The organism is Pseudanabaena sp. FACHB-1998 (assembly GCF_014696355.1).
In the GTDB taxonomy this organism is placed as follows: domain Bacteria; phylum Cyanobacteriota; class Cyanobacteriia; order Pseudanabaenales; family Pseudanabaenaceae; genus Pseudanabaena.
The window spans coordinates 24,460-37,331 of record NZ_JACJQA010000006.1; the positions used below are offsets into that span (position 1 = coordinate 24,460).

General features: G+C 42.9%; 9 protein-coding genes. 5 read left to right on the forward strand and 4 right to left on the reverse strand.

Annotation, left to right across the window (positions count from 1 at the left end):
• The first annotated feature begins 48 nt into the window (after positions 1-48).
• Complete coding sequence (locus H6F42_RS02710) at positions 49-849, forward strand: TlyA family RNA methyltransferase (protein ID WP_190397825.1); 801 nt, start codon at positions 49-51, stop codon at positions 847-849.
• Here H6F42_RS02710 and H6F42_RS02715 read toward each other — a convergent pair.
• Together H6F42_RS02715 and H6F42_RS02720 are read right to left on the reverse strand one after the other, a co-directional pair.
• Positions 846-1,259, reverse strand: coding sequence for a DUF2358 domain-containing protein (locus H6F42_RS02715; protein WP_190397826.1), 414 nt, complete (start codon positions 1,257-1,259; stop codon positions 846-848). The two genes, H6F42_RS02710 and H6F42_RS02715, sit on opposite strands and share 4 nt — an antisense overlap.
• A 57-nt stretch (positions 1,260-1,316) precedes the next feature.
• Positions 1,317-2,555: a hypothetical protein gene (locus H6F42_RS02720; protein ID WP_190397827.1), complete on the reverse strand. Its 1,239-nt coding sequence runs from the start codon at positions 2,553-2,555 to the stop codon at positions 1,317-1,319.
• A gap of 315 nt (positions 2,556-2,870) precedes the next feature.
• On the opposite strand from H6F42_RS02720, the gene H6F42_RS02725 reads away from it, so the two are divergent.
• From H6F42_RS02725 to H6F42_RS02735, 3 genes are read left to right on the forward strand one after another with little or no spacing between them, the layout of a single operon-like run.
• Positions 2,871-3,311, forward strand: a complete 441-nt coding sequence (locus H6F42_RS02725; RefSeq protein WP_190397828.1) for a DUF29 domain-containing protein — start codon at positions 2,871-2,873, stop codon at positions 3,309-3,311.
• A 9-nt stretch (positions 3,312-3,320) separates the two neighbouring features.
• Positions 3,321-3,911 carry a nicotinate-nucleotide adenylyltransferase gene (locus H6F42_RS02730; protein WP_190397829.1) on the forward strand — a complete coding sequence of 197 codons (591 nt, stop codon included), beginning with the start codon at positions 3,321-3,323 and terminating at the stop codon, positions 3,909-3,911.
• Positions 3,884-4,618, forward strand: a complete 735-nt coding sequence (locus H6F42_RS02735) for an NUDIX domain-containing protein (RefSeq protein ID WP_190397830.1) — start codon at positions 3,884-3,886, stop codon at positions 4,616-4,618. The genes H6F42_RS02730 and H6F42_RS02735 overlap by 28 nt, the downstream gene beginning before the upstream one ends.
• 100 nt (positions 4,619-4,718) lie before the next feature.
• On the opposite strand, the gene H6F42_RS02740 is transcribed toward H6F42_RS02735, so the two are convergent.
• Both H6F42_RS02740 and H6F42_RS02745 read right to left on the reverse strand, forming a co-directional pair.
• Complete coding sequence (locus H6F42_RS02740; protein ID WP_190397956.1) at positions 4,719-8,072, reverse strand: response regulator; 3,354 nt, start codon at positions 8,070-8,072, stop codon at positions 4,719-4,721.
• 661 nt (positions 8,073-8,733) lie between these two features.
• A complete protein-coding gene (locus H6F42_RS02745) occupies positions 8,734-10,242 on the reverse strand; it encodes a UDP-N-acetylmuramoyl-L-alanyl-D-glutamate--2,6-diaminopimelate ligase (protein WP_190397831.1) in 1,509 nt (502 codons plus the stop codon).
• Positions 10,243-10,441: 199 nt separating this feature from the next.
• On the opposite strand from H6F42_RS02745, the gene H6F42_RS02750 reads away from it, so the two are divergent.
• Complete coding sequence (locus H6F42_RS02750) at positions 10,442-12,868, forward strand: DEAD/DEAH box helicase family protein (protein WP_190397832.1); 2,427 nt, start codon at positions 10,442-10,444, stop codon at positions 12,866-12,868.
• Positions 12,869-12,872 lie beyond the last annotated feature (4 nt).

A 12,872-nucleotide genomic window follows, 5' to 3' on the forward strand; every position in this document is an offset into this window, starting at 1 on the left:
CTTTGGTATAATCTAGAAGTTTCCGAATTTAGCCACAGGATCGGTTATTTGAAAAAGCGTTTAGATGTTCTACTAGTTGACCTTCAGCTTGCTCCATCGCGAGAGCAAGCGCAAAAGTTTATTCGGGCTGGTTGGGTGCAAGTCAATCAACAGGTGATTGATAAGGTCGGCATGGAGGTTAAGGAAGATGCAGCGATTTTGGTGAAACAGCAATCGCCTTTTGTGTCGCGTGGTGGCGAAAAATTGGCGGGAGCTTTAGCTAAGTTTGGAATGGAATTAGGCGATCGCACTTGTTTTGATGGCGGTATCTCGACGGGTGGTTTTACGGACTGTATGCTGAAGCAGGGAGCCGCTAAGGTTTACGGGATTGATGTGGGCTATGGTCAGGTAGCTTGGGAAATCCGTAGTGATGAACGGGTGGTGTTGCGAGAACGTACTAACCTCAGACATCTTACGCCCGAAGATTTGTATGCTGATGGCGATATTGTTCCAGATTTTGCGGTTTTGGATTTGTCGTTTATTTCCCTAACTAAAATTTTGCCTTCGCTCTGGAATTTGTTGCGATCGCCCCGTGAGACTTTATTGCTAGTGAAGCCACAATTTGAGGCAGGCAAGGGACAAGTTGGCAAAAATGGGATTGTGCGCGAACCCAAAATTAGAGCCGAGGCGATCGCCAATGTTTTAACCACTGCTCAAGGTTTAGGTTGGCAATTTCAAGGTTTAATGCCTTCGCCAATCCAAGGACGCACTGGTAATTATGAATATTGGCTATGGCTTAGCGAACAGGCTACAGATATATCTATACCTAGTTTTGAGGATATTTTAGAAATTTCCAAAGGCTCAAATTAGAAAACAAAATGCTGCTTGATCACATCAAATTTGGTGCATTCCCAATAATCCACATGGGAAATAATTAACTCGCGATCGCTGTCTCCTTTATCTAAGTTATCCGCAAATTTATCCACAGTTAAATCACTCCAACCTGTAACACTAATCCGAGGTTTCCAAGGTAAAGGCGCATCCCAACTCATTGTCCAGCTAGCTTTAACTAGATTTTCGTTACGCGAAATGTCATGGAGTTCAAGCTTGAGATTTTTAAACCAAAAGGTGATAAATCCAATCATCTTTTGATATTGTTTAATCCCCCGAAAGTTATACACAGGATCTTTGAAATAAACATCTTCGCTATAGATGCTATAGGTTTGCGCCTCAGGAAATTTCGCGTAATCCGCTTTAATGATGTCGAGAATATTGGTCATAGTAGCGATCGCCTTTTAAAAATAAGTAAGCTTAGCTTTAGTGAAAATAGGGTGAATCTATATTTTATAGCGCCAAGCTCGAATTGCTAAATCTACAAACCATCCCAATTTATCAGTTTCTTGAGTTTGAAATTCTTTCCACCAATTTGTAGGGTTAGCGGCGACAAAATCAGGGTATAACTCTTGAAAAACAATAGGATTTTTGTAATTAAAGCTCAATAAACTTATATAATTTTTAGGCAAGCTCCATTTTTGCATTCCACCTCTAATAAACTTCAATCTATTATCTTGAAAAGCTTTAGCTATATTTTCTTTTTCCTTTGAGCTTAATCCACCAGATGGACAACCTACCAGATAATTAAAATAGCTATCAAAGGCAAATAAATTAGGACATTCAGTAAAGACTAATTCAAATTTACTAATCCTTATAGAATTCTTCAATCTGCCATAAACATAAGACAAATCAGTATGATATGTAGGCAAGTATAAAAACAATGATATCTGCCTACCAGACTGCCTACTAGAAATATTTATTTCTGCTAGTTTTTTACTACCTTCTCTACCGCTAGTTGCATAAGATATATGGCTACCTGTAGAGTTGATAATTTCTTTTACTTTCGTTTGAGATAAAAATAAAGTTCGTAAATTCCAAAAATCGTCTCGATATTCTTCAGCTATATAATTCACCATTAAATTTGCTAAAGCAGGTACTTCATTCCTAATATCACTCCACTTTGGTGCGGCATATAAGGTCGGAGTTTCTGCTAAACCAAGAATTGCATAAGGAATAAGATGTTGACATTTTCCGATTTGGATAACTTTACTCTCTGTTCTAAAAATAAAGTTTAATAAAGTAATATCGTCTTCAAACTTACAAGCTTCTTTATCAGTAAAACTATCTTCATGAAACGAAGGTGCGATCGCAATTAACTCAACAGGTAGTGAATAATCTATTTGATCTGAGAAGGGACGCTCAGTAATAATTAGTTTTCTATACCTAACTAATTGCCAAATAATACTTCGATCTTCTTCATTTTTTAATTCTAAAATAACAGCTTGACGTGTTTGTTTATGGCGACACAGTAAATCGTAGCGATTAGTTTTTAATCGAAATTGACGTTGCAATAACTCCAAATCAGGAAAAAGCTCATCAAAGTGATTTTCAATATAAATCTCTAAATCTTCCTCTGACTGAAACCTCAGAGCGTTAGCTGTATATGCAATTCTAGGGATTTTGACAGAAATCCCCCCCTGACCAAAATACTTAGGCGTTATAGATTTTTTTCGAGGAGCCATATCAAATCATAATTAGGCTTAAAGTTGTAATTGAGAGAATTATATTATAAATAAGGTCAAAATCTTATATATTTTCATTCATATCATAGATTATTATCACTATCTGCCATAAATCATAGTAAATCTCACTGGTAATGATAATCTTGAGACTGTTGACTTGAGGAAAATTTCAATGTGGGCTAATGCGATCGCTGTTTTGAGACTTAATGAATTTGGCGATCACTTTGATTTTTAGCTTTGAGAAAGGCGAGCGTTCAAAAAATGCTTTAACATGCATATATAGCTTTTTAGATAGCCAACCAAGCAAACTAGACTATGGAAAAAGTAGCAAATTATGAACAAGACTTCTTAACATGGACACAGCAACAGGCTGAGTACCTCCAGAAAGGTCGTTGGGCAGAATTGGATGTAAAAAATTTGATCGAAGAATTGGAATCATTGGGACGTAGCGAACAAAAAGAACTCAGTAGCTATTTTCAAGTATTAGTGATGCACTTACTTAAAGACCAGTACCAATCTGAGAAAAGAACCCCGAGTTGGAATAACACACTTTCTAATTGTCGAGACAAAATTCAAGACTGTTTAGAAGATACTCCTAGTTTGCAAAGATTCCTTCAAGATTCAGAATGGATAGAGAAATACTATCGACGGGCGCGTAGAGACGAGGCAAAGGAAACCCAAAAATCTCTACAAACATTTCCGACGGAATGCCCATATACGATCGCCCAAATCCTCGATCCAGAATTTCTCTCCTAAAATACGCCAATGAACATCGCTCTTTTTGGAACTAGCGCCGATCCACCGAGTATTGGACATCAGCAGATATTGCAATGGTTGGATAATCATTACGATCGCACAATAGTTTGGGTATCAGATAACCCCTTCAAAACTCATCAAGCAAGCCTACGCGATCGCCTTGCCATGATGGAGTTAACCATCGCCGCCATCCAACCACCTGCTCAAACCATTGGCTTGCATCCTGAACTGAGTGATCCGCGCACGATTAATACCGTCGAGAAAGCCAAACAAATCTTGCCCGAGGCAAACTTTACCCTTGTCATTGGGGGCGACCTTGTGCTGCAATTGCCGACATGGTATCGCGCCCAAGATTTGTTACATCAAGTTAAGCTGCTAGTCGTCCCCCGTCAAGGTGTAAGCATTGAGCAGACTGATATTGAGCGCCTTGTTCAGATGGGTACTGAAGTGGCGATCGCACCCGACTCCACCTCGATACCTAACGTTTCTTCGTCAGACTATCGCAACAATGGCAACAGTTCAGTCATAATACCCACAGTCGCAGCATATATCCAACGAGAGTCGCTTTACGCATGGCAGACAAGTCCCGCACCGCAGTAACTAAAAAACCCCTAGCAGATTTCAAGGTTGGTGTCGATAACGTGATCTTTTCCGTTGATACCGAGCAGAATCGTCTATTAGTATTACTGGTGATGCGCCAACATGAACCCTATCGCGATCGCTGGTGTCTGCCGGGAACCCTCGTACGTCAGGGCGAATCTCCTGAAGAATCGGCTTATCGTATTCTCTCGGAAAAAATTCGCGCTAAAAATCTTTATCTCGAACAACTCTTTACCTTTGGTGATATCGGACGTGACCCTCGTGAAGCTCCTGATAGCTATGGAGTACGCTATCTATCTGTTAGCTATTTTGCTCTAGTTCCCTTTTCTCAAGCGGAACTAATTGCTGATGGAGTTAGTGGCATCGCATGGTATCCCGTTAATCAAGTTCCCGAACTCGCCTTTGATCACAATCGCATTCTCGAATACGGACATCGCCGCCTCTGCAACAAATTAGAATATAGCCCTGTCGCCTTTGATGTCTTGCCTGAAGCCTTTACCCTCAGCGATCTCTATCAACTCTATACAACTGTACTTGGAGAGAATTTCTCCGATTATTCCAATTTTCGCACCCGTTTACTGAAGTTAGGTTTTTTGAGTGATACAGGAATTAAAACTTCTCGGGGTGCTGGTCGTCCGGCCAGTCTCTATCGTTTTGATGCCGAAGCTTTTGCTCCCTTTAAAGATAAACCAATGATCTTTATTTAAGATTTGGCGCGAGCTTCGCTCCCGCCAAATCTAGTTGAAATGCAATCGTGGGTTAGGTTTGGAGATTCACAAAATGGTATTGCTATTTTGTGAATCGGGATTAACTATCCACAAAAAATGTTAATACAGTTTCATCAACACCTTTGAGCTTGAGAGGTTCGCGTTTGCGAAGCTCTTCATCTTCTAAATAATCCGCGACCGCCGCCGAAACGAGAATACAGTCGGGTTCGGCTGCTGCTTGTATTCGCGCCGCAATATTTACCGTAGGGCCGATCGCCGTGTAATCCGATCGCTCGGCACTGCCAAACATCCCCACCACCGCCGTACCTTGATGGATACCGCAACGAAATCTTACGGTCGGAATGCCCTGTACTTGCCATTGCTCATTGAGTTGGGCTAGCGATCGCTGCATATGTTTAGCGGTCTGCACGGCCCGCCGCACTTGCTCATTGGGGCTACAGTCTTCGGGCGCACCAAAGAGCGCCATGATCCCATCGCCCATAAATTTATCGACAGTGCCACCATTGGCAAAAATTGCCTCCGTCATCGCTCCGAGATATTGATTGAGCAGTTCCGCCACCCGACGCGATCGCAAAGTATTGGCAAGGGAAGTAAAGCCGACAATATCGGTAAACAGAACCGTAATCATTTTCGGCTCAGGACGCAAATCAAGACTGAGCTTGCCTGTGGCAGCCTTGGAAACCAAGCTGGGCGGTAAAAATCGTTTGAGAACTGATTCGGTTAAATAGAGATTGAGTTGAGCAACTCGGCGCTCGTTCGTTTTGAGAGCAAGCAAGTTGCGAACTTCGGCTAACAATTCGCGATCGTTAAAAGGCTTCGCCAGATAACCATCTGCACCCATTTCTGTTCCTTCAATCCGAGTTTCTTCGTTAGCCTTAGCCGTTAACAAAATAATCGGTGTACCTGCTAACTCTTCGTTTTGACGAATCAGCGAAATCAAGTCTAGCCCTGAGACTTGCGGCATCATTAAATCGGTCACGATCAGATCGGGGCGGTGTTTTTGGGCTTGTTCATAACCATGAGCGCCATTATAAGCCGAAAATACTATATAGCCAGATTGATTGAGAACTCGACGCAAATAGCCTCGCAGGTCGCGATTATCATCCACAATTAAGATTTTGTGAAATGGCGTAGATACAGCAATCTCATTTTCCAATTCACTAGCGATCGCATCTTCTTCAAAATTGAGATCAGTTTCTAAATCCGCTAGTTCGACGGAGGCTCTAGAGATTTGCAAGTCCGCAGGCAAATTAGTAATCTGCTCCGCAGGTAGATGTTCCTTACCAGTGGGAATTGTGATGGTAAAAGTCGTGCCATAGCCATAGTCAGAATCAACGGAAATATCACCGCCATGTAAAGTTACTAATTCCTTTACGAGGGCTAAGCCTAAGCCACTGCCCTCATAGCTGCGATTGACCGAACCTTCCGCTTGACGAAAGCGATCGAATAAGAAGGGAATTTGATCTTGGCGAATTCCAATTCCTGTATCATGAACCCGCAAAATACATTGCTTTTGGGCGAGATCAGTATCAATACTCACCGTAATACTGCCATTACTAGGCGTAAACTTCATGGCATTGGAAAGTAAGTTATAGAGAACCTTATCGAATTTCTCTAAATCCAGATAAATTTCTTTAGAGCAATTATGAAACTCACTGAATAAATGGATGTTTTTGCGTTCGCAATAGGGACGGAAAGAATCAATGGTTTGGCTAGTAAATTCGATGAGATTGCAAGGACGGAAACAAGACTGCATCTTGCCAGCATCAAGACGCTGAATATCCAGCAGTTGATTAACAAGCCGTAAGAGTCGCCGACAGTTTCTCAGGGCTATTACAGATTGCTCATAGGGTAATGGATTGGACTGCTCGATCGCCGCTTCTAAAGGTCCAATGGTGAGGGTTAGGGGCGTGCGAAATTCATGGGACAGATTTTGGAAGAATTCAGTTTTTTGGCGATCAAGCTCTAGCAATTGCTGCGCCTGCTGACGAGTTTTTTGAAACAGATTGGCTTGCTGTACAGCGATCGCTGCTTGAGCCGCAACCGCTTGTACTAAGGAAATTTCCTCTGGCTTCCATTGGCGAGGATGTTGATTTTGGCGCATGGAGATGCTACCAATAATTTTACCATCGGATAGGAGGGGAACCATCAAAAGCGATCGGGCAATAGAACGGAGGGGCAGATCAATAATGTTCCATTCAGGATCTTCATGTAAATCGCTAATGGCAACAGGCTGCTTAGTTTCAATTAAGGCTTGAAATACAGGATTGACGGAAATATTGACAATCGACTGGGGCAAGATGGTTTCATCCGCACTAGTGTTAATTGCTTGATTGGGATCGATGAGATGCAGTCCTACACAACGTAAATATTGATCGGATTCTGTCCATAAAGATAAGGCACAACTTTCAGAACTTAAAGCTTGTCCTAATTGTTGAGTAATCGAAGCAAAAATCTTCTGGGGATCGAGACTCGAACGAATTGTGCTGGTGATGGTATTAAGTAGAGATTCTCGCTTAGCTAGTTCTTGAATCTGATCGTAGGCTCTAGCACGGGAACTGACGATCGCGGCTTGATCGCTGGCTAGTTCTATTAAATCCAGTTCATCACTTGTCCATTCATGGGAACTCTCACAATGATAAAGGGCAAGCATTCCTAGACATTCTTTTTTAACTTCTAGGGGTACAAATAGAACTGACTTAATATGAGCCTGAGCATATACTAAATATTCTTCTTGGGTAATGCGCGAATCTCCATCGATATTACTGATGGCAATGATCTGCGATCGCAGGATGAGCGAGTTCGCTAGCTGCTCTACACCTACCATTGGCTCAGTGCTATAGGCGAAATAGTCTTCGGCTAGCTCTCCATTTTCACATAGGCGTAAAATACTTGCTGAAACCTCGAAATTACCAGCAATGGATTCGGCAATGGTGGCGATAATTTCTCGATAGGGGGCATCACTATCGGCGGAGGAAGCGATCGCATTGAGTAGAGATTGTTGACGTAGAGTGCGCCTTAGTTCGGCGGTGCGATTGCGTAAAACATTGTGAGTATCGATCGCTTGGCTGACGACATTTCGCAGTTCTAATTCATCCCAAGGCTTCGTTACATACTTAAAAACCTTGCAAGTATTAATCGCTTCCACCAAGTCTTCGACATCGGTATAACCCGTCAAAATGATTCGCATGGTGTCGGGATATTTAACCGCCATTTGGCTCAAAAATTCCGTTCCACTCATGATCGGCATTCTTTGATCGGAGATAATTACCGCAACTTCTCCCTCCCGATCTAGTAATTCCAAGGCTTCTAAGCCACTATTCGCTCTTAGAACTTGATACTCACGATAAAAAGTCCGAAATAGCAAATCTAAGTTATCGGGTTCATCATCGATAACTAGCAATTTAGGTTTGGGGGTGATTTGGGAACCCATGTAGCTACTTCTTCCTAAACTTTTGATACGAAGTATTTTAGGATTCGGATATGTCATAGGGATTATCCCATGTCCGAATTCTCCCAACTGAAGGATACGTAACAGAATATAGACATTCTAAAAAGGGATCTTATTTTTAGAATTGATATAAAGTAGTAGGCGTAGCTAGATGTATCTAGCTTTAGTGAACCTAACTTGGTTTTGAATATACTTCCTTTTGCCTCATAACTGTTACTCCTTACGTGTTTTTGCCTAGAATTTAGTGGTGTTATGGCAATGAAAGGTTTTCTGAGGATTTAAAATCCAAAATATGAGTAACGGCACTTCGCGCCGCTACTTATATTTTGGGTTTTGATTCTAGCTATCTCTTTCATTTGGGCAAAGATGGTGGGTTTAGGCGATCGCTAACCCATCCTACATTTAATTTCCCAAAACTACTTAGAGTCATGCAATTTAATAAAGAACTAGCTTTTTGATGCCGCGACTGCGCCCTGTCATCAAAAAGTGGTTCCTTATTCTACGGCAAAGCCCTTATTTCCGTTATACCAATTCATGAAAGTGTGTCAACACTTTTGAGAATTAAAACCCAAACCCAGCAAGGATTTTAAAGGCACACAATGACGCAGTCATTGTGTGCTTTGGTATTAATTGGGTAAGGAGCTTAAGCCAATTGGCGGGAAGATTGTTGGCGATGGATTAAAGCCGCTTCAGATTCCTCCCGATCATCAAAATGGATTTTCTCGCGCCCAATAATTTGATAGTCTTCATGCCCTTTGCCAGCTATCAAGATCGTATCCCCTGACTTCGCTTCAGCGATCGCCAGATGAATGCATTTATGGCGATCGCCTTCAACAATCATCGGTTTGTCACCAATATCCGCCTTCACTCCCACGACCACATCTTCCAGAATTCTGTGGGGATCTTCGGTACGGGGATTGTCGGAAGTGACATAAACGCGATCAGCGAGTCTCGCCGCAATTCCACCCATAAGCGGACGTTTGGTTCGATCGCGATCGCCGCCACAGCCAAATACACAAATTAATTCTCGCTGTGTAAAGGGACGCATGGCTTTGAGTAGATTTTCGAGACTGTCAGGGGTATGGGCATAGTCCACCACCACGGTTACATCTTGATCATCACTGACCTGCACCCGCTCCACCCGCCCCGGAACGCTCTTAAATTCGGGTAGCCGATTCACCACCTCGGTTAAGCTCATGCCCATGTGTAGCGCCGCCGCGATCGCCGCCAACATATTTTCGACATTAAACCGCCCCACTAATGGCGAATTAAAGGTGATCGCCCCCTGTGGTGTATGCAAAGTTCCCGTTGCCCCGTGGGGTAAATAGGTCAAATTCTCCGTATAGAAATCAGCCTGTGAATTACTAATGCTATAAGTCCAGATCGGCTGCCCAGAAATCATTTGGGTCAATCGCTGTCCGAAGGAATCATCTAAATTAATAATTGCGCGTCCCTGCAAGTAGGTATTGCTAAAGAGCAAAGCCTTTGCCTGAAAATAATCCTCCAAATCCTTGTGATAGTCCAAGTGGTCTTGGGTCAAATTTGTAAATACAGTCACCTCAAAGGGACAGCCCAGCACACGCTGCTGGGCGAGGGCATGGGAGCTAACCTCCATCAAGCCCACATCGCAACCTGCGGCGATCGCTTCGGCAAGTTGCGCCTGTAAATCCACTGCAAAGGGTGTAGTGTGGGTTGCGGTTTTAGAATAACCAGCCCAACGGGTATACAGCGTCCCAAACAGAGCCACTGCATACTGGGTCTGCAATAAAAATTCGATCAGGTGGGTGGTGGTGGTTTTGCCATTGGTTCCCGTGACACCCACCAGTTTTAGCTTTTGGGCAGGATATTCATAAAAAGCGGTGGCAAGTTGACTACAAGCAACCACGACATCATCCACAGCGATCGCCCGATTTTTAACTGCATCGGGCAATTCATCTAAAGCCGTCCGCGACACAATCGCCGCGATCGCTCCTTGGGCGATCGCCTGTGGCGCAAATTTGCCGCCATCCACCTGAGTTCCCGTCATGCCAATAAACAAATCACCATCTTGGCAAGCTCGCGAGTCTGTAATTACGCGCTTCACTTCTAAACCATCTAATTCAGGAGTAGGATTTTGATACCCTGCCAACGACAGCAATTGTCCTAGACGCATAATTCTTTTCCACAAGCACAAAATATCTCAGAATTTTGACACAAATTCTTGATTTGTGACAACTCTATAGCCTTGATCTAGCTCCGAGTCAATTCCAGCAAAGTAGCAATGGATATAGAACACAATCAATAAGTAGCTGCACATAATTTAGAATTACTGATGTAAAGTATATTAAATATGTAAAAAATCTTATTTTGATATGAATGAGGCGGATACTTGCCGTGAGTACGTTTTACCTAAACTCGATGCATGGCGATCGCAGCCTCATTTAATTACAGAGCAGTATGCGATCGATGCTGGTGCAATTATTGCTAGAGGTAAGCGGAAGGGGCGACGCGACAAAAAATACTCTGATTACTTGCTTTGTTACACCAGAGATTTTCCTTTAGCTGTTGTGGAGGCAAAGCGAAAATACAAATCTTCCCATGATGGCTTGCAGCAAGCTAAGGACTATGCCGAACTATTGGGGCTAAAGTTTGCTTATTCTACAAATGGGGTGGGAATTGTTGAGTTTGACTATACAACTGGTTTAATTACTGAACTTGATGCTTTTCCTAGTCCTAGTGAACTTTGGGTTAGATTTGTCCAGTCACAAAATCTAAGTGATGAGCTTGCAGAAAAGATGTTAACTCCGTTTGATTTAACAGGAGGGAAAGTACCGCGTTACTACCAAAGGATTGCGATCCAGAGGGTGATCCAACAGACTTTGACAGGCTCAAAGCGGATGTTGCTAACGATGGCAACGGGGACGGGCAAAACTACAGTTGCTTTTCAAATTTGTCAGACTTTATGGAAAATGGGGTGGAATGCAACGGGGGAACATCGCAAGCCACGCATTTTGTTTTTAGCCGATCGCAATATCTTGGTAGACGATCCAATGCTGAAGGACTTTGCGCCCTTTGGTGATGGGGTGTTGCATAAAATTCAAGGGGGAGCGATCAAGAGTCGAGAAATTTATTTTGCGATCTATCAAGCATTAGCGGGTAATGAAAATATTGAGGGGCTGTATAAGCAATATAGTCCTAACTTCTTTGACTTAATCATCATTGATGAGTGTCACCGTGGCAGTGCAAGGAGTGAGAGTAACTGGCGAGCGATCCTGAATTATTTTGCCCCTGCTTTTCAGCTAGGTTTGACTGCAACACCCAAACGCGATGACAACGTTGATACCTATCGTTATTTTGGCAATCCTTTATATACCTATTCCCTAAAGCAAGGGATTGAGGATGGATTTTTAGCACCCTATCGTGTCCATCGAGTCATAACTAGCTTTGATGCATTGGGATGGCGACCCAGTGCTGATGATAAGGATCGCTATGGTCGGGAAATCCCTGATGCAGAATATCAAACAGGAGATTTTGAGCGCTCTGTAGCTCTGAAGGTAAGGACACAGGCGATCGCCACCCATATATCTAATTTTCTCAAGAAAAATAACCGCTTTGGAAAAACGATTGTTTTTTGTGTCGATGAAGCTCATGTCTTAGAAATGTTTGCAGCGCTGAATAATTGCAATGCTGATTTGGTGAAGCAACATCCTAACTATGTGGTTCGGATTACCTCTGAGGCAGGAGAAGTAGGTAAAAACTTTCTCTATCAATTTAAGGACGTGCTTACCCAAACACCTGTAATTGCTGTCACGTCAAAACTTTTAACAACGGGTGTAGATGTGCCAACCTGTGAGAATGTCGTGCTAGTCAAGGTAATCCGATCAATGTCGGACTTTAAGCAAACGATTGGACGGGGGACGCGAGTATATGAAGAGGGTGGAAAACTGTCTTTTTCGATCTTGGACTATACAAACTGCACACGATTATTTGCTGATCCTGCTTTTGATGGTGAACCGACACGCATCGAGACGGAAACAATGGATGATGATGGGCAAACGGTAGAGGGTAGTGAGTCAGTTGAGGAGAAGCCAACAGACGAAAACGATCATGGAAATGATGAAAATATAGATGATGATCCAGATGGGGCAGACATCCCGCCTGATGACGATGATGACGATCGTAAGCCTAGGGGATTTACTGGTATTCCTGATGATGATGAACCGCCCCGCAAGTTTTATTTTGATGGGGGACAATGCGAGGTAATTGGCGAAATCGTCTATGAACTTGACTTAAATGGCAAGCTCTTACGAGCAGTAAAGCTGGTGGACTACACCAAAGAACAGGTGAGGACACTGTATCGGACTGAGCTTGAAGTTCAGACACGATGGTTAAATACGAAAGGCAGATCAGAGATTATTGAACAACTAAGTGAGATGGGCATTGAGTTTGAAGACTTAAAAAGTGTCACCAATCAGCCTGATGCCGATCCCTTTGATTTGCTCTGTCATGTTGCCTTTGATGCACCTGTGATGACCTATAAGCAACGTGCCGAGAGTCTAAAACGTAAGCGAAAAGACTTTTTTGAGCAGTATGGGGACGATGCCCGATCGCTGTTAGAGCTTTTGCTAGATAAATATAAAGAGGGTGGGTTGGATCAGCTTGTTTTACCTGCGGCGCTCAAAGTCAAGGAAATTGAGGAGAAATTTGGCAATGTAAAAGAAGTTGTCGATAAGTTCGGAGGAGCAGATACACTGAGACAGGCAATTGAGCAGCTACAGATATTGTTGTATACGGCATAGCGAT